Below are 26,005 nucleotides of genomic sequence, written 5' to 3'. Positions count from 1 at the left end.
AAACCTTCGTGTATTTAAAAACGGCACCCGATTGGATGCCGTTTGATTTCTATTTATTCTTCTTCGTTTGAGTTGCTTTTCGCGTCTTCGCGCACATCGAACTCAACATGCCATTTTTGACCGTTATCAGCGGCAATGGCTTCTAAGTAAAGCGTACCAAGCTCTGTGACGCGAGAGGCTAGGGTTACCGGAACCACTTCACCTTCACGACGACCTTCAGATACAGGCAGCGTTACTTGGATTTCTGGTAGCTCTTCAAGCTCTTCTGGTGCCCAGTAGTCTAGGTGAGTACCTGCTAGGTCATCACGACGAACGGTTGAGCCGAAGAATTGGAAGTTAACTGGCTGACCGATGATCAAACCAAACTCTTGGCTTGGTACGTCAACGCTTGAACCTTCTTCCATACCAAATGGTGCTACACACAGTGCTTCCATTGGCGGCGCCATGCCCGGAATCGCTGGCATCGCACTTTCGATACCCACGTAGTACGCCGAAGCAATACCACCACGGATACGAACGCCTTGACCACGACGTACAGAGCCGTAGTAAGCCGCACCGCTAGCAACCGCAAGGTCGAGATCCACACCTGTTAGGCGTTTCGCCATTTCAGCGTCTGCTTCAAGCAGCCATTCGTTGATCGTGTCTTCTAGACGAGTTGCTAGAAGTTTCGATTTCAGAACGCCACCGTTGAATAGGATTGCGGTTGGCTTGATGAAGTCAGCTGACTGCGCTGCATCCGCACCTGGCATACCAGGCATGTTTGCGAATGGGTTGAAGTCTTGAGCTGCTGCTTCTGCGCCATTTCCTGACGCAGAAAGGGCATTGGCTTGCTTAGACAAGAACGCTGCGATGTGACGAGTAATACCTGCATCTTGTGCGTAAGGTAGGCCCATTTGCGTCAGTGCACCACGGTTACGTTGAACAGGGTGGTCAGTAATCGCAACTTGAGGGAAGAAGCCATCAACCAGTGTTTGTTGTACTTCTTCTTGAGTCAGTTCTGTTTTCAACGTTGCGCCAAGCAGTTTAGAACCACGGCTTGGTACTACGATTGGCACTGACTGAAGTTCGCTGTCGTTCAATAGCGCTTCTTTCGCGTCACGACATGCGTGCGTCATTGCCTGAACTTGCCATGGCTGAAGCTCTTTGCCTTCTTGCGCTAGCTTCATCTTCAAGCGGTACGCAAGTGCAAGGTCCATGTTGTCACCGCCAAGTAGGATGTGTTCACCTACCGCGATACGGTTCAGAGTTAGGTTGCCGTCGTCTTCAGTTACTTCAACCAAAGAAAGGTCAGTCGTACCACCACCGATATCGACCACAAGTACGATGTCGCCAACTTCAACTTCGTCGCGCCATTTGTCGTTGCTGTTATCGATCCAGTTGTAAAGTGCAGCTTGTGGTTCTTCTAGAAGCGTTAGGTGCACAAAACCAACGTTGCGAGCTGCTTCTGCTGTTAGATCGCGAGCAGCAGGATCGAAAGAAGCAGGAACCGTGATAGTTACGTCTTGATCAGCAAGGTTGTGATTTGGATTGGTGTGATTCCAAGCGTCTTTTAGGTGCTCTAGGTAAAGCTCTGTCGCGCGAAGAGGGGATACTTTTTCCACTTCTTCTGGGCTACCTGCTGGCAGGAATGCATCACGACGGTTCACACCAGCGTGGCAAAGCCAAGATTTCGCACTTGCAACAAGACGAATTGGTGTTTTTGAACCTAGGTTACGTGCAATAGCACCAACCAGAGCTTTTGGCTCGCTCGACCACGGAAGAACGCGTGATTGCGGGTTCATTTCGTGCTCGTGCGGCTGGTAAAGGAAAGAGCCTAATTGGCTGCGAGTCTCTACCGTGCCTGGCGCAGTAAGCTGCGGGATAGGCATAACTTCAACGCGAGCGTCTTCATCGTGTGTATCAACAAAAGACATGACACAGTGTGTTGTACCTAAGTCGATACCAACACTGAATTTAGGCGTCTGTTGAGTTTCAACAGACGCTTCTTGAGAATGGTTTTCTTGGTTCATGTGTTCCATTACAGCTCAACCTCAGCTGGAGCGATCACAGATGCATCGTAGTTCTCCGCTAGTTTTGGCAACGTCATTGATGTTGCTTTCCAGCCTTTATGAACTAGCGTGCCGTTGAATGGCGCGCTGCCTGTAACGTTGCCAGTTAGGCGGATTTCTTGTGGGTTGAAGCCTTCTTCAACCGTAATGCGAGTTTCTTCGTCTTCGTTGCGAACGTGTGCTAGCGTCACGTAGTCGTTCAGCACTTTCTGACCGCCAGTGTGGATTACGCGAGCAGCTGCGCCAACTTCTTCATCAGAGAATGACGTTAGGTCTTCTTTTAGGAAGTCAATCAGACGAGCTTCTTGCTGCATGATAGAAAGCAGCTGCATTGCAGAATCTGTAGATGCAGTAGCAAGCTTAGATTCAACTTCTACAACACGTTCTACGACTTTCTCAACTTCCACTACTTTTTCTACTTCCACGATCTTCTCAACTGGCTTCTCAACCTCGACGATTTTCTCGACTGGTTTTTCTACCACTTTCTCGATCACTTTAGATTTACGAGATACCGCGATAAGAAGAAGTAAAACGCTCGAAGCCGCAAGGCCTGCGTGAAGCATATCGAACGTTTGAGGAATTAGGTTCAAATCAATGTTCATGACATTTTTCTCTTTCTATTGATTTATTGGCGCTCAGTATTGGCTCATATGTTTACTAAAAGGATCGTCTTTGCGACCTGCACCAAGTTTAGACATTAAAATGATGGTGGATGGTAGCATATTCAAGGCTTAAGACTGTAATAATTCGTGAATATACCGCATGATTAGCATGAAAAATCAACGATTAGACGGAGCTACAAACGTTGTTGCTTGATGTTTATCCACATGTAGCGCAGTATTTCCATCATTATCGAAGCATTACACGCAAAAAACGTGGAACAGTAAATGACATATAGCACGGCTCAACAGAGCATTTTCAAACGATATTCTGCTTCTATTGTAGCCTTTATTACGGTCATTATTGTTGCCGCAGGCATGGTGGGTGTTGCCTACAAAATCCAACAGCGTTACACCATGACCATCTTTGATACCTTGGCTGACCGCCAAGCGGAATCTCTCAAACTTGCGGTGGAAAACGATCTCGAATTCATTGGTGCTGGTGCCAACTTCTTTCATTCCGTCGACAAGTCTTACTGGACGCAATTTCCTTACTACGCGAAACAAGTGGTAGAAGGTTCACAGAGCTTAATTGGTTTGCAGTGGATGGAGCGTGTAGCGCCAAATGAGCTTGATACGTATCTAGAAAAGACCCGCGAAACTTTTCCTGCTTTCGAGATTTTTACTGTACCAAAAGACGGTCCAAGAACTCAGGGTTATATCCTTGAAAACAGCGCGCCAGCCTTTATAGCAACAGACATCTACCCAAGAACCGAAACCAATTTATCATTACTGGGCTTTTACTCATCGCGTCTGCGATTTGAACTGATCCTTGATGACATTATTAAGAATAATCGACCGAACATTTCTGACAAAGTTCGCCTGCTACAAGATGGATACGATCAATCTTTAGAAAAGTCAGGCTTGCTGGTTTATCACCCAGTTTTTAGCTACGACAAACACGAACTGCTTGGTGTGGTCATTGGTGTGGTACGAAGCACCGTGTACTTTGACCAACTGATTACTAAAACTGCCACAGAGCTAGATATGTCGGTCAAAGTTGAGGACTTGGGTTTTGATGCTTACGACGATCCTGTGCTGTTCAAAAGCGCCGATTGGGATGGGTTGAATGGTAAAGTTATCAGTCGGACCATTCCGCTGCCAAATCGTGAATGGCAAGTTGAGTTTAAATTGTCAGAATCGGTTTCTGCTTGGGAGCGTTCGGTGCTTTACGGCACAGGCATCGCAGGCTTAGTGATCGCTTTGTTGATCAGTTATATCGTCAACCTTCAATCTCGTGAGAAAGAACGCCTAGCGGTCATGCTTGATAGTAAAACCGTGGAGCTAAAGCGCATGGCGGAATTAGACCCATTGACCCAATTGCTCAATCGACGCGTATTTAACGATAACTTGCTGCATTACATTAATGGTGACGTTAAGTTCTCTTTGGTTGGCTTCGATATCGACCGCTTCAAACTGATTAATGATAAATATGGCCATTTGGCTGGTGATGAAGCGTTATTGCATGTGACGAAACTGGTGAATGCGAATCTACTTGATGGTGACCGTTTTTACCGAGCTGGTGGTGATGAGTTCTGTATCTTATCGCAGGTAACGGATAAAGAAGAGCTTGCCATCTATCTAGACAAGTTGCGTGGCATCGTGGCGAGTTCACCATTTGACTACGAAAGCACGCCGATCATTTGCTCCTTGAGTATCGGGGCCGCGGTGCACAAAGGGGAAGATCCTGAGAGTTTGTTCCACAAAATGGACGTGCAGCTCTACCAAAGTAAGAAAAATGGTCGAAACTCTGTATCGATCGGTGATTAATTCAGCGAGCAAATTCGAGTTTTGAGTTTGGTTACGGTAGAATCTCACGCTTTCAAATTTACGTTAGGAATCAAGACAAACTATGAACCATAACCGTATCGTCTGCTTCGATTTAGAAATGTGCTGCTGGAATGAAAACGGCGTGGGTAGCACGGGCGAGATCATTGAAGTTGGTTTGGCTGAAATAGATTTGTCGAAAGGTGAAATCGTAAAACGCGCGCAATACTACGTGAAACCAGAGCATGATGAAGTCTCTCTGTTTTGTGCTGAATTAACCGGTATCACGCCTCGTAAGATTGAAAAACAAGGTCGACCACTAGAAGAAGTGCTCAAGTCGATGCTAAAGAACTTCGGCGGTCGTAACAAGATTTACGCGTCTTGGGGACGTGATGATCTTATTCTGCTAGAAGAGTGTCAACAAAAGGGCATTGATGCCCCGTTTACCGAGTTCATTAACCTAGCGACGTTGTACCGCATTCAAAACCGTCTTAAAGACAAACGTATTGGCCATAAAGCGGCGCAAGAAGCGAAAGGTATTGAGTGGGAAGGCCGCCAGCATTCGGGGTACGTGGATGCGTACAACTTAGCGAAACTTGCACTGACCATGCTGTAAACCTAGGCTTTCATCAATCTTTCATTGGAATTCAGTCTTCTCGTCATAAGCCAGTACTAAATTAGTTATTAATAGATAACAACAATGTTGGCTTGGCTCTGGAAGGAAGGCGATTTGTTTAGGCTGAATCCAAGATAGAGACACAAAAAACGCGCTCATGTAGCGCGTTTTTTATTGGTTCTTACTTATCCTAAGGCTGCTTTACTGAGATTGCAGCTTCGCTCGAATAAAGTCACTGTGGTCGACGTAGAGTAGCTCCGCTGTTTTGCGAATTACGGCATCTTCCAGTGGATCAACTTCTCCATCAGCGTACGCTACTTCCCACATACTCTTGATGAGCTCATAGCGGGTTTCTTGAGAAAGCTCACGCAGCTGAGATGTAAAGTCATAAAGGGAAGTCGACTCACTCGATTTGCTTTGAGCTTGAGCTAGGAGGGTGTTGGTCTCTTCTTCCGTTAATGAGAGCAATTTCATTATCAGAGAACGTTTGGTTGCTTGCTCTCTTTCATCGATTTGATGGTCTGCACCCGCCACTTCACAAAGCAAGCATGCTATCGCCATATTGGGTGACAGTGTGTTGGATTGGCTAAGGTCTGAGCCTTCAATAAGTTGTTTAAATAATGAAGTAAGCGAATTAAACATGTTGAACACCAAGCTGTTATCTATTTATTTAAGATGGTAATGGTTCGAGCAAATCTCAAGGTCTTGAAGCAATTTGATCAAGAACTCATACGGTTGAGAAGGTGATTTTGCTCAATACTTTGTTTGACCGCAAAAGCGCTGATTTATTCCTCAACTTGTGTTGGAGGGAAATATATTGAGTTGCCTTCGCCTGTTAATATACTGATATTACTTGGCTTTCCATCTTCATCTAGTCTCAGCTCCCCAATCGCACTTTGGTTCACTAAACGATAGAAATTGTGATGGCTTGGGGCGCGTTTAAAAATCTTTAAACGCTTGCGCTTTGTGAACAAGTTTAATGGTGAACGAGGGCTATACAGCAGACGATCCATTGCATCACATGCGCTCAGTAGTTGTGCAGGAAATTGGTTCTTAATCCCACTGCAAGTGATCTGATAGATGTTTGGACTATTGCGGCGGAAGCGCAACTTGATGTCATAAGCGAAAGAGTAGTGCACATCACCAGAGAGAATCACGAAGTTAGTTGGTGTTTTGGTGTGAGTGAAAATACTGATCAAGGTATTCGCACTGCCCGGATGCGCCATCCAGTTTTCTGCGTCAATCAGTAATGGCTGACCAAAGCCCGTCATGATGCGTTGCAGCGTTTCAATAAACTTCACACCAAACATGGGCGCGGCAGAGACAATGATCACTTTGTCTTGATGCATCAACTCTTGCTGGAATTCAATCAAGGCTTCCCAATCCATCAAACCCGATGGTTTGTTCATACGAGACTCTGAACGCCAGCGACGAGTACGCGTATCCAGCACCACCACTTTTGGTGAGGTGTGAATCGTGTAGTGCCAATCTTCAAAACGATAGAGGTACTTTATGAACTCGTCTTGGGATTCTGAAGTGAGCTCTTCAAAGTAGCGACGCGCATGATCCATAAATGGGGCGTTGAATTTTTCGGGTGCGTTTCCCCAACCTTGGCACAGCCAGTAAGCGATCAGACTGTTACCAATGATGCGATGCGAGAAGAGGTTTTCATTGGCTGCTTTTTCCCAGCCAACCGTGAGATTCCAATCGTCGGTCACGTCATGATCATCAAAGATCATGTAAGTAGGAACGTGAGCGAGCAAACGCTGGACTTTACCCAAACCTTCAACAAAAGCATCGATGTGAACTTTCTCGTCACGCCAATGCTGCTGCCATTTTGGCTCTAGTGCTTTTCCGCCCGTGGTGAATTTTCTATCCAATAAACGCTCGCGATTGACTAACGTCCAAGGCACTGGAGACCAAACGAGTAGGTACATCACAAACAGTTCGGCAAAACTAATGAGATGGTTTTCACATTCGCGCGAGCTGAAGATGGGTGTGCCACGATGAGGTAAGAACTTGCTCAGTAAGCTTCCATCGTCGACGTAGTGGGGCAGAATGTTATCTCGGCCATAAAAGCAATCTGGACTTTGATACAGCTCTTGCGTGTTTTTAATCGGCGCTTGTTCGAACTCTTCATCGGGTAAGCCCAATAACTCGACCAACTGTTCGATGGCGTCCAGCATTGGTCCCGCTACATGATCGGCATAGATTTGATCGCCGCTCATGATCAGCATATCTGGGCGGTCTTCTATCTGCTGGCTAGCAACTTTTGCGTCTGCTTGGACGAGTGTGTCCTTACTGAAATGATGTGGGTTACGACAAGAACCGTGCAATACATAATCAGCTTTCTCGCTGATCAAGAACTCCACACCTTGTGCTGATTGCTTATGTTCGTCATAGATAAGATGGGGCATCAACTCGGTTAACAAACCGGATTGAGTATGGAGCTGATAACGCAGTGCACGGTGGGTAGGAAATTCGCCTTGCAGCGTCAGCATGCAAACCCAAGCACGTTTACCGACTTGTAATAGATGCTCTTTTGAAACAGGCTGAGAATAGTATTGTTCACCCGTGCCAGCATCGCTGATTTCAACCAAGCCTTCGAGAGGTTGCGTTGTCACCAACCAAATGTTCACTTCCGTTGCGGTGACTTTTCTTAAAATTGGACCGGCAATAATTAGGGGAAGAGAGGGATGTTCGTTGGTATTGAGCGATGTTGGCAAAGCGGTTTCCTATTATTTTAAATCAGTGTTCTGAATCTTCTTCGAGTATTTCGATAACTTGTGAGCTGCTAAGTTCATGTCCCATCAGAAACAAACCTAACATGGCATCGGCTTTTGACGCACTATCGCTATCTTCATCAAGGATTTGTTGTAGGCGAGTACGAATCAAGTCAATTTCATGGTCAACAAAACCACGGCCTTCTTCTTCGCCTTGGCCATCTTCTGGTGCGTTATCGAAGTGCATGAACAGCATGTCACCATCGAGTGTGGTGCTTTCCAAGCGCTCAGGTAGCCATTCTTCTCCCATGACGATATCGGGGTTACTACCTTCAGGCAAGTTGTTGATTATGGTGATGAGTTCAGATGCTTTCACGGTTCACTGCGGCTTTGATCATTGGTTTTCTATTGTATCGGCGAAATGGGAAAAAACTAAGCCATTTAATCATTGTGGGGGCTTAATTGCTTGCATTGTCATCACATCTTTAGCCCCAGTAAATGCGCAATTATCGATAAGTTTCGCTTTAAATAAATTTGGTGATAAATCCAACAAATCTTCATAGGTGGAATCACGAATCGAATGATTGGTCCGATGTGCTGATTGATTTCATGGCGGGAACTAAGCACTCTACGTCACCATTCGATAATGAGAATGATTATCGATAATAAATTTAACTGACGTATAATAGAGTTCCGAAATGAAACGAATAATGACCTTACTTTGTCTTTCCCCCGCATTTGGGGTGATGGCTGCTGACAATAACATTGAAGTTTTCATGAGTGCTTTTCATGAAAACCCAACTGAAGTGATGAACGAGTTACCTCAAAAGGAGGGCGACACGTATCCCATCATTAATATTGAAGAATCGGAATCCATTCGAGCATCCGTGCGCGATGCCATTATGAAGAGAGCGGCATCAGAATCTCCTCACTCATTTTCTGCGAATCTTAATAATGACAATCCTGCACGTTTGGTGGATTTAGGAAATGGCCTGATTCGAAATCTCGATGAGTTACACCGTCAGACACCAAACTTCAAACGACTTGATGTACAACCTTGGTCCGACACATACTGGCCTCTGTATTCTGGTGCTGCTGCTTGGCGCTATGGCGACAGGGAGCTCAGTGCGAGTAATTGGCAAGAGTATTTTGACTTTTCGCACATTCAAAAGCCGGTAGTCACGGTTCAAGGACAGGATCGAGAGGACTTATCTCCGGCAGAAAAATACGATTTGCTGGTGGGGGATACCCAATTTACGCTATCAAAGCGTTCTTGGGATTCTGGCAAAGGGTACTACGAATCGAATGGCAGTGTAGAACGCTGGATGGGACTGTGCCATGGTTGGGCTGCGGCTGCGTATATGCTTCCGAGGCCAACGCAATCTGTCACTGTGCCAGACGCTAATGGTGAGCCTTTAAAGTTTTACCCTTCTGATATCAAAGCACTTGGAACTTTATTGTGGGCAGAAGCGCCGTTTGAAACTCGTTTTATTGGTGGGAGGTGCAACATAAAGAACCCAGCAAAAGATGAAAATGGGCGAGTGATTGAACCGGACTGTAATGACACCAACCCAGCCAGTTGGCACTTAGCGGTGTTAAACCAGTTGGGGTTATCTGGCCGTAGCTTGATCATGGATGCTACTTACGATTATCAAGTTTGGAACCAGCCTGTTTTAGGCTACAACTTGCAATATTTTAATCCGCAAACGTACCGGTCGGCCTCTGATCCTGCAGATGTCATGATCAGCTTGGAATCTTACGACAAAGATCGTTTCTCTACATATCGCTCACGTCGTGCAGCTTCCATTGTTGGTGTTCAAATGCAAGTTGAATACATGGTTGAAACTAACCCTACGCATCGTTCGACTGACATGCCTCGTTATGATGGCGTATCACGAGTGACGTATTACTACGACCTTGAAATCGATGCAAATGGACAAGTGATTGGAGGGGAGTGGTATCAAAATCGTCACCCAGACTTCCTCTGGACACCAACACCAATGGCGGTAGCAAAATCATACTACGATGGCTACGGCGAGTGGGATATGTCATTGCCGATTCCCCAGAACTGGCAGTACCAAGCCCCACGTGCTTCTCGTTACACGCAGCCAATGACGGCAGTTGTCGAAGCTCTGTTTGCCGCTTCGTCAGGTAAGCAAGATGACCAAGGTGGATGGAAAAAAATAAAAACCAACACGGAGAGTGGCTCGCAGTGTCTTGATGTGGAGTACAGCGCATCAGGTGAGGGCTCAAGAGTGTTTGGTTGGCGTTGTCATAGTGGAGATAACCAAGAGTGGAAGTTAACGTCTGCAGGCAAGCTTGTGAGTCGAAGCAATCCTGAGTTGTGCCTTGATCAACAAGGCATTGAGATTACTCTTGAGCAGTGTGGCGATTTTCCTACCCAGCAGTGGCGATGGGAAGGTGGGCAGATAAAGAACCGTCTTGATAATGCTTTGAAGTGGAATGACCGCACTTGGCTTGTTGAAGCCGATGTACAAGGCAGTGAGTGGTATTTGGAATAGTTAAAACAAACACAGAGCCCGCTATCGTAGCGGGCTCTCTTTATCATTGCTTAATAGTCGTTACAGCTGCCTTCAAATGTCCAGAACCAGTAGTTCTGATAAGGGTCTGCTCCCCAGTTATCTTGTGTCGCAACAAAGCGGTTGCCCCAATACTTCACTGAAGAACCAGCAGGGTAGTAAGTGTAAGGTGACCACTCTTGCAGAGATGCGCACTGGTCTTGTGGTTCTGGATTTGGCTGTGGCGTTCCGTATGCCTCACTGACGGCAAGGTAGGCATCAGAAGCGCTCTGCGTATTTGTTACAGTGACATAAATGTCTGAACCTTGAATACCACCAAAACCACACGCTTCTTCATTACCCATATTGGTCGATGAGCAGTCGTAATCTGAAGGTGTTGCTGGGCGATCAATTGCTACATAAAGTTCCACATTACCATAGCCATTGTAAGTTTGTACCCAAACATCATCGCTAGAGGTTCTGCGCAGAACGAACTGTTGTTCACCTGCCGTGTTGCTTTGGAGCGCGACAGGCATGTTGAGCGAAAGCTCGGTCATGCCAGTGTCTGGTCCAGGGTTTGGATTTGGATTTGGGTTCGGGTTTGGATTAGGTTGACCGCTTTCACAGTTCATCACCTGAACACCCACTTGAGAGAACGCAGACGTGACCGCAGAACTTTCATATCCCAGCTTTTGCGCTGCCTTACATACGCCTTCTGCACCTTGCTGGAAGGTTGAGTTTGGCGTCCAGTACAACTGGTTCGCCGTTGCGTAAGCCATGAATGCTTTTTTGATGCTCCAGCCTGAGCTTGTCGCTAGGTGGTAAAAGGCTTTGTTGAAAATACCAGAGCTGTGGTGAACATCGATGCCACGGTAGTACTGGTTCACGTGACCAATCGAAGCTCCGTCGTGACTTGGGTTGATGAAGTAACGCATTGCCGGAGAGTATTTCATCACGTGTTCACCCATCTTCCAGTTGAAACTACCATGCACGTATTGGCTAAGTGCAGCAGCAGCGACGTCAGAAAATGATTCGTTCATTCCGCCTGACATGCCGCGATATTCCAACCCTGAGTTTTGCTCGGTGAAACCGTGGCTGACTTCATGTGCGATAACATCCCAAGTCGCAAGAGGGTACATAGAGCTGTTGCCATCACCAAAGGTCATCTGACGGCCATCCCAAAACGCGTTGCCATAGTTTGAGCCGTAGTGAACGCGCATGGTGAGTTTTTGTTGAATAGGACGTGCGCCAAGCCACTCACGGTACATGTCAAACACACGTTGGCCGAAGTAGTGTGCGTCGTTCATTGGCGCGTATGCCCCGTTGATTTCTCGGTAGTTATTCACGTTGCAGTTGAAGCGATGAACTTGGCCACCCCATTGTTGGTTGTTCATGTTGATCGTTTCGACATTATCACTGTTCATCTGACAGTATTGGTCAACTTGAAATCCACCAAATTTAGTATTTGGGCCAAAGTAATAACGGCCACTTTTTTGGTTGCCGCCTGGGCCTTCTGCTTCAAGAAATGCAAGGCCTTCCCATTGGTCCATGATCTCGCCTGATTTTGCATCGACCAGCGTGATAGGACGAGAGGGACGCAGATTCACAATTTTAACCGCATCGACTTTGTAGATCAGGTGCGCAGTATTTTGTTCGTCAAGCCAAACCATTAGTTCCGCACGAGCATCATTCTCTGGAGACTCGTTAGATGCAAAGCCTTGCTCAGTACCCGTTGCGATCTCAATCGCTTGGTTGGCACTGATCATTGGTAGCGTTGAGTCCAAGTCGTTATCGATCCCAACCACGACATTGCCGTCAATCGATTGAGCAAAGCCTTTTGCGGAAAGATCTGCGACGACAGAGTGGCCGTAGACAGGTACGCCGTAGTGCAACTGCTGTTTACGAACAAGCGTTTGTTGGCCAATTTCTACTCGGTTGATGTTTTGATAGCTCAGCTCGGTACTTGCTGGCATGTAGGATGATTCACCAGCAATATTGAGTGCTTCAGAGAGGTCAGTTTGAGAGTGTTCCACAATTTGTGCTGCCTGCGAGGCGAACGCGAAAGGGACAAGCGATAATAAAGTGACGTTTCGCATAATTAACCTTTTATTATGATTGTGTATTTTCTTATGTGTATGTATTCATAGCAAAAATGCGATTGCAGATTAAAGATAAAACCCAGAAATGCGTAAGTGCAATTGGTTGAATATTTGAAGTTAATTCAAAACAAATTTATAAATCGCCTAAAATATGTGCGGTTATAGTAACGCTACGTAGTCCTGTAGGAATTTTTAACCGATAGACGGGTAAAGTCAGATATACTCTTTGTGATTGAATACTGTCTCTAATTACAGCGACATAGGAGAGTTATGAAACACCTACTAGGAACATCGCTAGTATGTTCGGGCTTATTGCTAAGCGGAGCCGCATTTGCTGAGTCGAAGCATGCAGAACAAGAGTGGGGTATTGCAGCGATGTACCGCACTGCTGCGATTCCTTTTTATACAGCTGACGATGACTCGACGGTAAGCACGTTTGTACCAATGATGTTCTTTGAGAATGAACACCTTTATATTGATGGCCTTGAAGGTGGCGTGTTCTTGTTTGATGAGGACGACTCAGATTGGCGTGCGAGTGCGATCATGCGCTTGCGCTTTGTTGATATTCCTAAATCAGTTCAAAACGCTTTTGAGGGCGATCGCGTCGATGTCGGTGGCCAAATTCGTTACAACTTTGACGAGAACTGGCGCGCTGAATTCGAAGTTATGACGGATGACGAATTTCAATTTCATTCTAACTACCGTATCGCGGCGAACTACGAGTTTGGCGACTGGGAGTTGGAACCTTCCTTTACCATTCGTTATAAAGACGCCGACTTCAACAGCACTTATTACTCGTTTGATGAAGTAACGGGCGAGAAAATTGGGGCAGGGATTGATGCTAACTTAGGCATTAAGGCGCGTTACCATGTTATCTCGAACCTGTATTTACTTGGCGAAACCAGCGTCACGCGCTTAGACAATGAAGCGTATAATAGCCAAATTGTTGAAGACCGCTATCAAGGTGAAGTCTTTGTTGGCTTCGGTTTCTTCAATGACAAAGGGAAGGCGCGCAAATCTGAGTTGAGCAACCGTCCGTATCTGCGTGTCGCTCACGGTTGGGCAACGCCTTCCAATATCGGCGATATTTTCAAGTTTAATGCCGAGAAGGATGAATACAACAACCAGCTAACGTCATTATTCTACGGACACCCTTTGACGGATGAAATCTTTGGTTTACCGATCGACATTTATCTGACGCCAGGTCTGGTCCACCATTGGTCATCGGAGGTTCAATCGTCCAGTACTGAGTATGTGATGGCGATTAAGGCTTACTACACCTTTAATTGGCCGACCAAATGGCGTTTCGGTGTTGCAGAGGGTATGTCTTACATCGATAACATCACCTACATCGAAGGTACCGAGATGGAAGAGAAGGGCTACACCGCAAGTAATTTGCTGAACTATCTCGACTTCTCATTTGATGTGAATGTAGGCGATCTGTTTAACCAGAAAGATTGGGAAAACATGTGGGTCGGTTACTCGTTGCATCACCGTAGTGCGATTTTCGAGAGTGCTTCTCAGTTTGGCCGAATCAAAGGCGGCAGTAACTACAACACGATCTACTTCCAGTATGATTTTTAAGCTCAGCTGAAAACAAATATAAATAAGCCTCATTTTGACATGAGGCTTATTTATTTCCTGCTAATTGGCAATTATTCTTATTTCCATTCTTCTGTATTAGTATTTATTATTCATTCAAATTAAAAATCATTCTAATATTTAATTGAATTGACACCTCTCTGACCTATTAATATTTCATTCATATAAAACGTTGAAATGAAATATAAGATTGCATTTTGTATTTTTTAATAATTGACTGTGGTCAAGATTATCACCCCTTAAATCTACAAGGATACTAATAGTGGCGGGTGGCCATGCCTTAGTTGCTCAAGGCTTGTGCTATCTAGCTTAATTGATGGTTTTGTAGAAATGTTGCTTTGATTTGCCTTGTGTATTAATTAAGGTGAAATTAGATATTTTCAATGAATGCCTATTTTGAAAATACAATCTCTATGTCTTTTATTTCTAACGAGTGTTCTTTCCCCACTTAAAGCCATTAATTAAGCGCCACGACCAAATTCAAAAACGTAATTTAGGAAAAAACCATGAGTCAAAATGGTAAGTTTAATATTACTCGGCGTGATGCTTTAAAGGGCGGTTCTGCACTTGGCGCTTTGGCGTTAGCAGGAAACGCGCTTTCTCTCCCGTTTTCAACTAAAGCGGTTGCCAAAGAAACACCAGCAAAACCAAACGAAAAAATTGTCTGGTCGGCATGTACCGTAAACTGTGGTTCTCGTTGTCCACTTCGTATGCACGTGGTCGACGGTGAAATCAAATGGGTAGAAACCGATAACACGGGTGATGATGTGTATAACCACAACCATCAAGTTCGTGCTTGTTTGCGTGGTCGCTCTATGCGTCGCCGTGTTTACTCGCCAGACCGTTTGAAATACCCACTTCTTCGCGTTGGTAAGCGTGGTGAAGGTAAGTTCAAACGCATCACTTGGGATGAAGCATTTGACCTCATTGGTGATAACCTAAAACGTATCATTAAAGACCACGGTAATGATGCGGTGTACCTAAACTACGGTACAGGTACGCTTGGTGGCACAGTAACTAAGAGTTGGGATCCGAGCGCGACATTAGTTGCTCGTATGATGAACCTTTGTGGTGGTTACCTAAATCACTACGGTGACTACTCTGCAGCAAACATCGAATGTATGTCAGAGTACTTCTACGGTTCATTCGTTGATAACAACTCGATTGACGATGTTCGAAATGCAGACCTATGTCTGATGTTTGGTAACAACCCAGCAGAAACCCGTATGTCGGGTGGTGGTCAGGTTCACAACTATGTGGATGCGAAAAACATCAGTCACACTCGCACGATTTGTATCGACCCTCGTTACACTGACACCGCTGCAGGCCGTGAAGACCAATGGATTCCTATCAAGCACGGTACAGATGCAGCTTTAATTGCAGCCATCGCCCATGTATTGATTACGGAAGATAAAGTCGATCAAGACTTCCTTGACCGCTACTGTGTAGGTTACGACCGTAAAACGCTTCCTGCATCAGCGCCAGAAAACGGCAGCTACAAAGATTACATTATGGGTACTGGCCCAGATGGCATCGAGAAAACCCCAGAGTGGGCACAGCCTATCACGGGCATTCCAGCGGATGTGATTTTGAAACTTGCACGCGAAGTTGGCGATGCTAAACGCATTTACATTACCCAAGGTTGGGGCTTACAACGCTCAGCAAATGGTGAGCAAGCGTGTAAAGCGGTCATGATGTTGTCATTGCTACGTGGTCAAGTTGGCTTGCAAGGTGGTGGTACTGGTGCTCGTGAAGGTAACCACTCATACCCATTCCAACGCTTCCCGAAAGTGCCAAACCCAATCAGCGCTTCTATCCCAATGTTCCTTTGGACAGACGCGATTTACCGCGGTACGGAAATGACAGATCTGACCGACGGTATTAAAGGCGTTCAGAAGCTACAAAATAACATCAAGTTTATCTGGAACTATGCAGGTAACTGTCTGATAAACCAACACTCAGACATCAACCGCACACACGAAATTCTTCAAGATGAAAAAGCGTGTGAAATGATTGTGGTGATCGACAACCACATGACGTCTTCTGCGAAGTATGCCGATATCGTATTGCCAGACTGCACAACGTCAGAGCAATCGGATTTCTGTATGGATGGTGCAGCTGCATCAATGCCTTACTTCATCTTTGCAAGCCAAGCGATCAAGCCTCGTTTCGAATGTAAACCTATCTACGACATTATGTCTGGTGTGGCGAAACGCATGGGCGTGTTTGATGAGTTTACTGAAGGTCGCACTCAAGAAGAGTGGCTGCAATGGATGTACGCTCAGACCGTTAAACAAAACAACGATCCAAACTTGCCGTCTTACGATGAGATGAGAAAGCAGGGCATCTATAAGAAGCAATTCGACCGTCCACACGTGGCATATGAAGACTTCCGTCGTGACCCAGAGGCGAACCCATTACCATCGCCATCGGGCAAGATTGAAATCTACTCAGAGACGTTAGCGAAGATCAACGAAGAATGGGAATTGGACGAAGATGAATCTATCAAGCCATTACCAGAATACGTTTCGACGTTTAATGGCTGGGATTCTCCTGAGCGTAAAGAGTACCCACTTCAGTTAACGGGTTTCCACTACAAAGCTCGTGCGCACTCTACGTACGGTAACGTCGACATCCTAAAAGCAGCGGCACCACAGGAACTTTGGATTAACCCGATTGATGCAGCGTCACGCAACATCGATAACGGTGACTTGGTTAGCGTGCGTAGCAAGTTCGGTGAAATGAACGTTCGCGTAAAAGTAACCCCACGCATCATGCCACACATCGTTGGCTTAGGTGAGGGCGCATGGTACTCACCAAATGGTAAAGGTGTTGACCAAGCGGGTTCAATCAATGTCCTGACGACACAACGTCCAAGCCCGTTGGCAAAATCAAACCCGAGCCATACCAACCTCGTTGAAGTGACGCTAATTAAGAAAATGGGGGCTAAATAATGAGCACAGCGAAGCAGTATGGCTTTTACATTGATTCAAGCAAATGTACTGGCTGCAAAACATGTCAGCTCTCTTGTAAAGATAACAAAGACCTGGGGATTGACCGCAACTTCCGTCGTGTTTACGAATACGTAGGCGGCAACTGGACAGAGGAAAATGGCGCGTTCCGTCAAAACGTGTTCGCGTACTACCTATCGATCTCTTGCAACCACTGTACTAACCCTGCGTGTACCAAGGTTTGTCCATCAGGTGCAATGCACAAGCGTGAAGAAGACGGCTTTGTCGTTGTCGATGAAAGCGTGTGTATCGGCTGTAAATCTTGTCACATGGCGTGTCCTTACGGCGCACCTCAATACAGCGAAGAAAAAGGTCACATGACTAAGTGTGATGGCTGTTACGAACGTGTCGCAGAAGGCTTAATGCCAGTGTGTGTTGATAGCTGTCCATTGCGTGCGATTGAGTTTGGTCCAATTGATGAGCTACGCGCGAAATACGGTTCAAACGCGGATGTGGCACCACTGCCAGATTCTCGCATTACGAGCCCGAACCTGATCGTGAAGCTAAATCCAAATGGTCGCCCAACCAATGACCGCACTGGTTTCCTACAGAATCCAAGAGAGGTGAAATAATGTTATACGAAGCACCATTAGTTGCCTTTACGGTTCTTGCTCAAACAGCGGTTGGCGCGCACCTAACGGTTAATGCGTTCGAGAAATTCGGCAAGCCACCACGCGTGACAGAACCTCGTATGAACATCGCACGTTTCGCAATTTTGGTTGTAATGGGATTGGGTTTCTTGTTCTCAACCACTCACTTGGGTAGCCCACTTCGTGCCTTCAACGCATTAAACCGTGTTGGTAGTGCGGCGCTATCTAACGAGATCTTAACGGGGGCAAGCTTTCTGTCTCTAGCGGGTTTGTACTGGTTGCTGACGATTCTAAAAATCGGTAGCGAAGGCGTGCGTAAAATCGTGAACTGGTTGTCTATCGCGGTTGGCGTGATTTTCATGTTCGCGATGGCGAATGTTTACCAAATCGAAACGGTACCAGCATGGTACTCATCAATGACCACGGTTGCGTTTTGGTTTACGGTCGTGACTTCGGGTCTGATGTTTGGTTACACGCTGATCAACGTATTGGACGTGACGGCTGAGAAAACCAATCGTCGCCTAATGTGGGCTGGTGTAAGCCTGGTTGCGCTGAACCTAGCGTTCTCAGTAATGCAGACGATTTACTTCGCAGGTATCTCAACGGCGATTCACAGTGGCTTAGATCAAATCACCATGTTATCTGGCTATGTTGCTGGTCATGTGTTGTTGCTTGTGGTTGCTGCTGCTCTTTGGGTATTCGCTGAGTTGTTTACCGCAGAAGGTCGTCAGAAGAATTTACTGGTTATCGTGGCATTCGTTGCCTTGTTCGTTGCAGAAATTCTGGGTCGTAACGTGTTCTACGGCATGCACTTTACATCTGGTTTGTACTAATAACCGTTATTTGTGCTGATAACCATTATTTGTACTGATAACAATTAGCAGAGTGGGGCGAGTGTTCGTCCCACCTCTTTTCCGTTTTACTTAATCGAAGAATAAAAACACCAGTCATCAAAGGTACTTCATGCAAATTTCTCAACTTGAACCACAAGATACCAGCATCGTTCTTAAGCTGTTTGGTGCACTGTTTTACTACCAACCAAAAGATTACCCATCGGCAAATCTCGATACGTTGCTAAGCAATACTGATACACCAATTGAAGCGCTTAATGACATGCTACGCAGCTTTCAAAATGAGAGCGAAGAGGCACTGCAAATGGAGCACGATCGCATGTTTGCGGGTATTGGTGAGATGCCAGCGCCACCTTGGGGCTCGGCTTATCTGGATAAAGAAGCGGTGTTGTTTGGTGAATCAACCATTGAATATCGTTACTTCTTGCAGCGTTGTGGTTTTGCTTTGGAATCTGACCAACGTGAGCCAGAAGACCAGATCGGCTTGATGTTGATGGTGTTAGGCATGTTGATTGAAACTGAACAGCAAAAACTGGCGGCTGAAATGCTACGCGAACACTTGATGACGTGGTTTGGCTTTTTTAACAAGCGCTTCAAAAAAGCGGTGACTCTCACGCCTTACTCAAAACTGTCGAACCTTACTGAAGAATTGCTTCAATCCTTGAGTGAGCAATACCAAGTCGTTGTACCAGCAAAAAGAGATTACTCGGATGCGCCAGTCTGAATCGGTTGATCTAAGCAAGCGACGTCTGTTTTCGTTCCGTCGCGCGCCAGTGGAGCAAGCTCAAGAGCCTCGTGTAAAAGCGAGACCGCCGTATGCGGTGGAAGAGTCGATGTTCACTCGGCTTTGTGATGGATGCGGAAAGTGCGCTTCTGCATGTCCAAGCCAAATCATAGAAATGGTTGATGGCGTTGCCGCGTTAGACATCAGTTACTCGGCATGCGATTTATGCGGCGCGTGTAAGTCGGCGTGTCCTACATTGGCTCTTTCAAACCAAATAGAGTCTACAGGCTTGATAGCAACTATCCAGAACAGTTGCGAAAACTTATACGGTTATTGCGGTAGTTGCGAGGACAGTTGCCCTTATGATGCCTTGCAATGGCAAGATGATGCCAAACCTAAAATTGACGCCACCAAATGCAAAGGTTGCGGACAATGCGCACAAAGCTGCTACAACAGCATGATCAATTTTGACTTAAAACGATAAAAAAGGGATTGGCGCGAACCAATCCCTTTTTGTTTGTATTCAATTCTATTCAATCTTACGCCAAGGTTGCCAATTGGCCTTGCGCGTCTGAAATGCCTTTCGCTGCTGCGTCTTCGCCCATGTTAAGCGCTTCTGCGTAAACAAACTCCACATCCGTGATACCCACAAAGCCCAAAACTGTGCGTAGGTATGGTGTCATGCTGTCGGTTGGTGAGTCTTTATGAAGACCGCCACGAGTGGTGACTACGATGGCTTTCTTACCTTCAATCAGACCTTGAACGCCGTTTTCTGTGTATTTGAATGTCACGCCTGCACGAGCAATCAAGTCAATCCAGTTTTTAAGCTGTGTTGGAATCGTAAAGTTGTACATTGGTGCTGCGATAACCAAAGTATCTGCTGCTTTTATTTCTTCAATCAAGGTATCAGATAGGTTAACCACCGCTTGTTGCTCTTGTGAAAGATCTTCTGTTGCACGAAGTGCTGTGGCAGCTGAAAAGTCTAGAACTGGCAGTGGATTTGCAGCTAAGTCACGAACCGTTAGCTTATCTTGGTCTACATTTTTGATGAAGTCTTCAACCAGTTTGTTTGATTGAGAGTAATCACCAAGGATGCTTGATTTAAGGGCTAGTACACGAGACATATGGATTTCCTTTAATTAGTGCTTTCGGCTATGTGATGCATTATAGGCAATGCTCGTTGACTCAAAACCCGATGGATTTGCTTGAATTGTTCGAAAAAATTGAATGATTGCTGGATGCTGCTTTCCGTTATCTTGTTCTAGCCCTTATGTGCTACAATCCGCGCAGTTTTTGTAATGAAAAGAATAGGAAACGCTTTGACTTCGTCACAGCCCCCAAAAAAGAATCCCGCTGAAGAGCAAGCGACACCGTCAAATGGTGCGCAAAATGCCAAAGCGAAGAAGGCTAATGCATCTCAAGCACAAGCTTCTCAGAATGCTGCGCCTCAGGCTCAAGTAAATAACGCAGCGTCACTGCGCAAGGCACTTAACCAGTGCATGATGCGTGACCGCTTCCGCTTGAGTAAACGAATCTCTGGTGCAAGCAAAATCAAAAAAGACGCAGCACGTAACGCTGTGTTTGATGAAATCGCATTAGACATCGCCAAATCCATGATGGTTGTGGAGCAACGCAGTAGCTACAAACCAACGATTGAATACCCGGAAATCCTGCCTGTCAGCCAAAAGCGCGACGACATTGCGAAAGCGATCGAAGAAAACCAAGTGGTTATCGTTGCGGGTGAGACCGGTTCAGGTAAAACCACTCAGCTACCAAAAATCTGTGCTGAGCTTGGTCGCGGTAAATTCGGTCTGATTGGTCATACTCAGCCTCGTCGTCTTGCGGCACGTTCGGTTGCGAACCGTATTGCCGAAGAGATGGAAACCAAGCTTGGTGAGTTTGTTGGTTATAAGGTTCGATTCAACGATCAGATCTCTGAAAATACCCAAATCAAATTGATGACGGACGGTATCTTGCTGGCTGAAATTCAGCATGATCGTTTCTTGAATCAATACGACACCATCATTATCGATGAAGCGCACGAGCGCAGCCTCAACATCGATTTCATCTTGGGTTACTTGAAAGAGTTGCTACCACGTCGTCCTGATCTGAAAGTGATCATCACATCGGCAACCATCGACCCTGAGCGTTTTTCAAAACACTTCAACAACGCACCAATCATTGAAGTGTCAGGTCGTACTTACCCAGTAGAAACGCGTTACCGCCCACTAAGTGGTGATGACGATAATGATCGTGACCAACTTGAAGGTATCTTCGAAGCGGTAGATGAACTGTGCGATGAAGGTTTAGGTGACATTCTGATCTTCATGAACGGTGAGCGTGAAATCCGCGATACTGCTGATGCACTGTCTAAACGTAATCTGAAGAGCACGGAAATTGTGCCGCTTTACGCGCGTTTGTCGGCGGGTGAGCAGAACAAGATTTTCCAACCTCATGCAGGTCGTCGCATTGTTCTGGCAACCAACGTAGCAGAAACCTCGTTGACGGTTCCGGGTATCAAGTACGTTATCGATCCGGGTACGGCGCGTATCAGTCGATACAGTTACCGTACTAAGGTTCAGCGCCTTCCAATCGAGCCAGTTTCTCAGGCGAGTGCGAACCAGCGTAAAGGTCGTTGTGGTCGTGTGGAAGAGGGTATCTGTATCCGTCTGTACTCAGAGGAAGATTTTGAGTCACGTCCGGAGTTTACCGATCCTGAGATCCTGCGTACTAACCTAGCGTCGGTTATCTTGCAGATGACGGCACTTGGTCTGGGTGATATTCAAGCCTTCCCATTTGTAGAAGCGCCTGACAAACGCAACATCCAGGACGGTGTTCGCCTTCTAGAAGAGTTAGGTGCAATCAATTCTGATGCGAAAGAATCGAAAAAACGCCTAACCAGCATTGGTCGTCAACTTGCACGCCTTCCAATCGACCCTCGTCTAGCACGTATGGTATTGGAATCACCAAAGCAAGGCGCATTGAAAGAAGTGATGATCATCGCGGCGGCATTGTCGATTCAAGACCCGCGCGAGCGTCCAAGTGACAAGCAGCAATCATCAGATGACAAGCACAAACGTTTCTTCCATGAAGACTCAGATTTTCTGACGTTTGTGAACCTATGGAACTACATCCAGAAGCAGCAAAAAGCGCTAACGGGTAACCAGTTCCGCAAGCAATGTAAACAAGATTACTTGAACTACTTGCGCGTACGTGAGTGGCAAGATGTGTACTTCCAAATTCACCAGTCGATGCGTGAAATGGAATTCAAACTTAACGATGAGCCTGCGTCGTACCATGGCGTACACAGCTCAATCCTTGTTGGTTTGTTGTCGCACATCGGTATGAAAGACCAAGAGAAGAATGAATACCAAGGCGCGCGTAACGCTCGTTTCCATATCTTCCCTGCATCGGGTCTATTCAAGAAACAACCTAAGTGGATCATGTCTGCTGAATTGGTGGAAACCTCAAAACTTTGGGGCCGCATCATCGCGAAGATTCAACCAGAGTGGATTGAACCGTTAGCGAAGCACCTAATTAAGCGCAGCTACAGCGAGCCGCATTGGTCGAAGAAACGTGCAGCAGTCTTGGCACACGAGAAAGTGATGCTTTACGGAGTGCCAATTGTGCCGAAGCGTTTGGTGAACTACGGCAGTATCGATCCTACCGTCAGTCGTGAGTTATTCATTCGTAGCGCGCTGGTGGAAGGCGAGTGGGAAACCAAACACGCGTTCTTCAAGCAAAACCGTAAGCTTCTTCAAGAAGTGGAAGAACTTGAACACAAATCTCGTCGCCGTGACATCTTGGTGGATGACGATGAGCTGTTTGATTTCTACGACCAACGCGTTGGCACTGAAGTGGTCTCTGGCAAACACTTCGATACGTGGTGGAAGAAAGCATCAAAAGACAACAAAGAACTGCTGAACTTTGAAAAAGAGATGCTGTTCAAGGGCGATGCAAGCCACGTTACTGATTTGGATTACCCGAACTTCTGGTACCAAAACAACCTGAAACTCAAGTTGAGCTACCAGTTTGAACCGGGCGATGATAGTGACGGCGTAACGGTTCACTTGCCGCTGCCGATCTTGAACCAAGTTGAGCCTGCGGGCTTTGATTGGCAGATCCCAGGTTTACGCCATGAGCTTGTGGTGAGTTTGATTAAATCGCTGCCGAAGACAGTGCGTAAGAACTTTGTTCCTGCACCAAACTACGCCGATGCTTTCTTAGCTCGTGCAACGCCGATGGAAGCACCACTACTGGACTCATTAGAGAAAGAGTTGCGTCGAATGACGGGTGTGGAAGTTCTGCGCGAAGATTGGAATATGGATCAAATTCCAGAGCACTTAAAGGTGACTTTCCGCGCGGTTGACCATAGAAATCGCAAGTTGAAGGAAAATAAAGACCTTCACGAATTGAAAGAGAGCTTGAAAGACAAAGTTCAAGAAACCCTTTCAAAAGTAGCGGATGACGACATCGAGCAACAAGGTCTGCATACGTGGAGCTTTGGTGAGCTGCCGAAGGTGTACCAACAAAAACGTGGCGGTTACGACGTTAAAGCGTACCCAGCGATTGTGGATTCTAAAGACAGTGTTGAAATCAAACTGTACGAGACCGAATACGAGCAGGTCACGGCAATGCAAGCGGGTCAGCGTCGTCTGATATTGCTGAACGTGCCGTCGCCAATCAAATACCTGCACTCTAACTTGCCGAACAAGTCGAAGTTGGGTCTGTACTTTAACCCATACGGTAAGGTGCTGGATCTGATCGATGACTGTATCGCGTGTGGTGTCGATAAGCTAATCGAAGAACAGGGCGGTTTGGTTTGGGAGCCTGATAAGTTTGACGCGCTGAAAGAACACGTTCGTGCTGAGCTTGGTGATACCGTGGTGGAAATTGCGCAGCAAGTGGAAACCATTCTGACGACCGCTTTCAACATCAATAAGAAGTTGAAAGGTAAGATCGATTTCACCATGGCGTTTGCGTTATCGGACATCAAAGCACAAGTCGAAGGATTGATCTTCAAGGGCTTCGCGACCGAATGTGGCTGGAAACGTCTGCCAGATATTCTGCGTTACATGCGTGCCATTGAGCGTCGTATGGAGAAGCTGCCGATCGATCCAAACAAAGACCGTTTACACATGCTGAAAGTGGAATCAGTGACGAGCGACTACAAAGAGCTGCTCAACAAAATTCCGAAAGGCATGGTGATTCCAGAGAACGTGAAAGAGATTCGTTGGATGATCGAAGAGCTTCGCGTGAGCTTTTTTGCTCAACAATTGGGCACTCCGTACCCAGTTTCTGATAAACGTGTCAAAAATGCGATTGATGCTTGCTAATCGTTCAGTAAAATAGCGGCAGTTTTTTCTTGTGGGGATTGCTGAGTAATCAATGGTTTGTTCAGTGACAGGCGTGATTGGTACAGTAATTGCAGCTATTTACCCACAAGTGATTTTAAGTCATAAGGGAGGCAATGGTTCGCCTCCCTTGTGTTTGCAGTACCAACCTCTGCGGGTGCAGATGTGGGTAATAATAAAAGAGTAAAGGTTGATGATGAAGAAAACTCTATTGGCAGTGGCACTTCTAAGTGCTTCTTCTGCAGCAATGGCAGATTCATGGATTTATGGTGGTGCTTCTGTAGGTCAGTCTGACTACAAAGGCGAAACAGACACGTCTTACTCTGTACACGTAGGTACAGGTATTCTGCCAATCATCGGTATCGAAGCGGGTGTTACTCAACACGGTGAATTCAAGATCGCTGGTCAAGAAACTAAACTGACTTCTTACTACGCTGCGCTTAAACCAAGCATCGACTTCGGTCCTCTGCATGTTTACGCGAAAGGCGGTATCCACCAGTGGGATAAGAAAGTTTCTGGCGGCAAAGACGACGATGATGTGGATCTAATGTACGGTGTAGGTGCGGAATACTTCATTTTCGGCCCTATGTCTGTTGGCGCAAGCTACATGAACTACACAGCGGGTAAAGACGACATCGGTACGTTCTCTGTAAACGCGACGTTGCACTTCCTATAATCATCGAGCCTCTCGAAGATTTATTTGATAAACACCGGCAACGCGCCGGTGTTTTTTTGTCTGTAAATCACACAAATAGACATTGAACAGAAATTATTCATTTCTTGGTCTTAAAACCATCAAACTTTCGCATATAGTATTTACCAAACTGAATAAGGAACGCGATGCAGTTCGCGTGATGTTCCGTTCTGGAATCGAACAGGAAAGGTATAACTATGAAAACAAAACTCTCGTTATTGGCTTTAGCGCTTTGCTCAACGTCTGCGATGGCTGATTCTTGGCTTTATGCTGGTGGTCAAATCGGTCAATCTGACATCGACAGTGAAAGTGATACGACTTACGGTATCCATGTAGGTACGGGGATCTTACCGCTGATCGGCATTGAGGTTGGCTACTTTAACCATGGTCAAGTAGATTTAAATCTTGGTGGTAACAAAGGTGATGTGGATTTCTCTTCATTCTATCTAGCGGCGAAACCAAGTATCGATTTTGGTCCTCTGCACGTTTACGCGAAGGGCGGTATCAACGCGTTTAACGTCGAATACAATGGTAATTTGAGTAGCTTGGACAAAGACGATGGTGTGTCTTACATGTACGGTGTTGGTGCGGAATACTTCCTGTTAGATAACATTTCTCTCGGTGCAAGTTATCAAGCATTTGGTGTGGATATTGATGGTGATAGTGATACCGTTAGTAGCATCACTGGTAACGTGACGTTCCACTTCTTATAAATAGAAGTGGGTCAGTGAACAGATAATAAAACAAA

General features: G+C 46.1%; 19 protein-coding genes. 12 read left to right on the top strand and 7 right to left on the bottom strand.

Annotated elements, in window-relative coordinates:
- Positions 1-53: 53 nt before the first annotated feature.
- On the bottom strand, positions 54-2,018 hold the full coding sequence (locus KIO97_RS12540) for an Hsp70 family protein (protein ID WP_285382778.1): 1,965 nt from the start codon (positions 2,016-2,018) through the stop codon (positions 54-56).
- Positions 2,018-2,650 carry a DUF2760 domain-containing protein gene (locus KIO97_RS12535; RefSeq protein ID WP_005434042.1) on the bottom strand — a complete coding sequence of 211 codons (633 nt, stop codon included), beginning with the start codon at positions 2,648-2,650 and terminating at the stop codon, positions 2,018-2,020. The genes KIO97_RS12540 and KIO97_RS12535 overlap by 1 nt, the downstream gene beginning before the upstream one ends.
- 285 nt (positions 2,651-2,935) lie before the next feature.
- On the opposite strand from KIO97_RS12535, the gene KIO97_RS12530 reads away from it, so the two are divergent.
- Both KIO97_RS12530 and KIO97_RS12525 read left to right on the top strand, forming a co-directional pair.
- Complete coding sequence (locus KIO97_RS12530) at positions 2,936-4,477, top strand: sensor domain-containing diguanylate cyclase (protein ID WP_285382777.1); 1,542 nt, start codon at positions 2,936-2,938, stop codon at positions 4,475-4,477.
- A gap of 82 nt (positions 4,478-4,559) precedes the next feature.
- On the top strand, positions 4,560-5,090 hold the full coding sequence (locus KIO97_RS12525) for a 3'-5' exonuclease (RefSeq protein ID WP_005433656.1): 531 nt from the start codon (positions 4,560-4,562) through the stop codon (positions 5,088-5,090).
- Between the two features lie 201 nt (positions 5,091-5,291).
- Here the strand turns inward: KIO97_RS12525 and KIO97_RS12520 are convergent, their stop codons facing one another.
- The 3 genes from KIO97_RS12520 to KIO97_RS12510 form a co-directional block, all read right to left on the bottom strand.
- Positions 5,292-5,732, bottom strand: coding sequence for a TerB family tellurite resistance protein (locus tag KIO97_RS12520; RefSeq protein WP_005433825.1), 441 nt, complete (start codon positions 5,730-5,732; stop codon positions 5,292-5,294).
- A gap of 143 nt (positions 5,733-5,875) precedes the next feature.
- Positions 5,876-7,816, bottom strand: coding sequence for an alkaline phosphatase D family protein (locus tag KIO97_RS12515; RefSeq protein WP_285382775.1), 1,941 nt, complete (start codon positions 7,814-7,816; stop codon positions 5,876-5,878).
- 22 nt (positions 7,817-7,838) lie between these two features.
- A complete protein-coding gene (locus KIO97_RS12510; RefSeq protein WP_043883652.1) occupies positions 7,839-8,189 on the bottom strand; it encodes a hypothetical protein in 351 nt (116 codons plus the stop codon).
- Positions 8,190-8,523: 334 nt separating this feature from the next.
- On the opposite strand from KIO97_RS12510, the gene KIO97_RS12505 reads away from it, so the two are divergent.
- Positions 8,524-10,335: a ricin-type beta-trefoil lectin domain protein gene (locus KIO97_RS12505; protein ID WP_285382821.1), complete on the top strand. Its 1,812-nt coding sequence runs from the start codon at positions 8,524-8,526 to the stop codon at positions 10,333-10,335.
- A gap of 50 nt (positions 10,336-10,385) precedes the next feature.
- Here the strand turns inward: KIO97_RS12505 and KIO97_RS12500 are convergent, their stop codons facing one another.
- Positions 10,386-12,428, bottom strand: coding sequence for a M4 family metallopeptidase (locus tag KIO97_RS12500; RefSeq protein ID WP_285382772.1), 2,043 nt, complete (start codon positions 12,426-12,428; stop codon positions 10,386-10,388).
- Positions 12,429-12,701: 273 nt separating this feature from the next.
- On the opposite strand from KIO97_RS12500, the gene KIO97_RS12495 reads away from it, so the two are divergent.
- The 6 genes from KIO97_RS12495 to KIO97_RS12470 all read left to right on the top strand — a co-directional run bounded on the left by KIO97_RS12495 (position 12,702) and on the right by KIO97_RS12470 (position 19,693).
- Entirely contained in the window at positions 12,702-14,015 is a 1,314-nt protein-coding gene (locus tag KIO97_RS12495) for a MipA/OmpV family protein (RefSeq protein ID WP_045384151.1), read from the top strand.
- A gap of 524 nt (positions 14,016-14,539) precedes the next feature.
- Positions 14,540-16,987, top strand: coding sequence for a DmsA/YnfE/YnfF family dimethyl sulfoxide reductase (locus tag KIO97_RS12490; RefSeq protein WP_285382769.1), 2,448 nt, complete (start codon positions 14,540-14,542; stop codon positions 16,985-16,987).
- The gene (locus KIO97_RS12485; protein WP_005433785.1) at positions 16,987-17,616 is read left to right on the top strand and encodes a DMSO/selenate family reductase complex B subunit; all 630 of its coding nucleotides are present in this window, start codon (positions 16,987-16,989) and stop codon (positions 17,614-17,616) included. Before KIO97_RS12490 ends, KIO97_RS12485 begins: the two co-directional genes overlap by 1 nt.
- The gene (locus tag KIO97_RS12480) at positions 17,616-18,467 is read left to right on the top strand and encodes a DmsC/YnfH family molybdoenzyme membrane anchor subunit (protein WP_285382767.1); all 852 of its coding nucleotides are present in this window, start codon (positions 17,616-17,618) and stop codon (positions 18,465-18,467) included. Before KIO97_RS12485 ends, KIO97_RS12480 begins: the two co-directional genes overlap by 1 nt.
- A 130-nt stretch (positions 18,468-18,597) precedes the next feature.
- Complete coding sequence (locus tag KIO97_RS12475; RefSeq protein ID WP_285382765.1) at positions 18,598-19,209, top strand: molecular chaperone; 612 nt, start codon at positions 18,598-18,600, stop codon at positions 19,207-19,209.
- Positions 19,196-19,693: a 4Fe-4S binding protein gene (locus tag KIO97_RS12470; protein ID WP_285382763.1), complete on the top strand. Its 498-nt coding sequence runs from the start codon at positions 19,196-19,198 to the stop codon at positions 19,691-19,693. The genes KIO97_RS12475 and KIO97_RS12470 overlap by 14 nt, the downstream gene beginning before the upstream one ends.
- 55 nt (positions 19,694-19,748) lie before the next feature.
- On the opposite strand, the gene KIO97_RS12465 is transcribed toward KIO97_RS12470, so the two are convergent.
- Positions 19,749-20,333 carry an FMN-dependent NADH-azoreductase gene (locus KIO97_RS12465; RefSeq protein WP_285382761.1) on the bottom strand — a complete coding sequence of 195 codons (585 nt, stop codon included), beginning with the start codon at positions 20,331-20,333 and terminating at the stop codon, positions 19,749-19,751.
- A 174-nt stretch (positions 20,334-20,507) separates the two neighbouring features.
- Between KIO97_RS12465 and hrpA the strand changes: the two genes are divergently transcribed.
- The 3 genes from hrpA (at position 20,508) to KIO97_RS12450 (ending at position 25,970) form a co-directional block, all read left to right on the top strand.
- Positions 20,508-24,545, top strand: coding sequence for an ATP-dependent RNA helicase HrpA (gene hrpA, locus KIO97_RS12460; RefSeq protein ID WP_373417319.1), 4,038 nt, complete (start codon positions 20,508-20,510; stop codon positions 24,543-24,545).
- A 214-nt stretch (positions 24,546-24,759) separates the two neighbouring features.
- Positions 24,760-25,239, top strand: a complete 480-nt coding sequence (locus KIO97_RS12455; protein ID WP_010648533.1) for an outer membrane beta-barrel protein — start codon at positions 24,760-24,762, stop codon at positions 25,237-25,239.
- Positions 25,240-25,454: 215 nt separating this feature from the next.
- Positions 25,455-25,970, top strand: a complete 516-nt coding sequence (locus KIO97_RS12450; RefSeq protein ID WP_005433757.1) for a porin family protein — start codon at positions 25,455-25,457, stop codon at positions 25,968-25,970.
- Positions 25,971-26,005 lie beyond the last annotated feature (35 nt).

The organism is Vibrio sp. B181a (genome assembly GCF_030248375.1).
GTDB classification, from domain to species: Bacteria; Pseudomonadota; Gammaproteobacteria; order Enterobacterales; family Vibrionaceae; genus Vibrio; species Vibrio campbellii.
This window is presented reverse-complemented; position numbering and strand designations above follow the sequence as displayed.

Excerpts from the sequence above, each read along its gene's own strand:
- KIO97_RS12540 (WP_285382778.1), bottom strand. The coding sequence starts at position 2,018 with ATGGAACACATGAACCAAGAAAACCATTCTCAAGAAGCGTCTGTTGAA.
- KIO97_RS12535 (WP_005434042.1), bottom strand. The coding sequence starts at position 2,650 with ATGAACATTGATTTGAACCTAATTCCTCAAACGTTCGATATGCTTCAC.
- KIO97_RS12530 (WP_285382777.1), top strand. The coding sequence starts at position 2,936 with ATGACATATAGCACGGCTCAACAGAGCATTTTCAAACGATATTCTGCT.
- KIO97_RS12525 (WP_005433656.1), top strand. The coding sequence starts at position 4,560 with ATGAACCATAACCGTATCGTCTGCTTCGATTTAGAAATGTGCTGCTGG.
- KIO97_RS12520 (WP_005433825.1), bottom strand. The coding sequence starts at position 5,732 with ATGTTTAATTCGCTTACTTCATTATTTAAACAACTTATTGAAGGCTCA.
- KIO97_RS12505 (WP_285382821.1), top strand. The coding sequence starts at position 8,524 with ATGACCTTACTTTGTCTTTCCCCCGCATTTGGGGTGATGGCTGCTGAC.
- KIO97_RS12500 (WP_285382772.1), bottom strand. The coding sequence starts at position 12,428 with ATGCGAAACGTCACTTTATTATCGCTTGTCCCTTTCGCGTTCGCCTCG.
- KIO97_RS12495 (WP_045384151.1), top strand. The coding sequence starts at position 12,702 with ATGAAACACCTACTAGGAACATCGCTAGTATGTTCGGGCTTATTGCTA.
- KIO97_RS12490 (WP_285382769.1), top strand. The coding sequence starts at position 14,540 with ATGAGTCAAAATGGTAAGTTTAATATTACTCGGCGTGATGCTTTAAAG.
- KIO97_RS12485 (WP_005433785.1), top strand. The coding sequence starts at position 16,987 with ATGAGCACAGCGAAGCAGTATGGCTTTTACATTGATTCAAGCAAATGT.
- KIO97_RS12480 (WP_285382767.1), top strand. The coding sequence starts at position 17,616 with ATGTTATACGAAGCACCATTAGTTGCCTTTACGGTTCTTGCTCAAACA.
- KIO97_RS12475 (WP_285382765.1), top strand. The coding sequence starts at position 18,598 with ATGCAAATTTCTCAACTTGAACCACAAGATACCAGCATCGTTCTTAAG.
- KIO97_RS12470 (WP_285382763.1), top strand. The coding sequence starts at position 19,196 with ATGCGCCAGTCTGAATCGGTTGATCTAAGCAAGCGACGTCTGTTTTCG.
- KIO97_RS12465 (WP_285382761.1), bottom strand. The coding sequence starts at position 20,333 with ATGTCTCGTGTACTAGCCCTTAAATCAAGCATCCTTGGTGATTACTCT.
- hrpA (WP_373417319.1), top strand. The coding sequence starts at position 20,508 with ATGAAAAGAATAGGAAACGCTTTGACTTCGTCACAGCCCCCAAAAAAG.
- KIO97_RS12455 (WP_010648533.1), top strand. The coding sequence starts at position 24,760 with ATGAAGAAAACTCTATTGGCAGTGGCACTTCTAAGTGCTTCTTCTGCA.
- KIO97_RS12450 (WP_005433757.1), top strand. The coding sequence starts at position 25,455 with ATGAAAACAAAACTCTCGTTATTGGCTTTAGCGCTTTGCTCAACGTCT.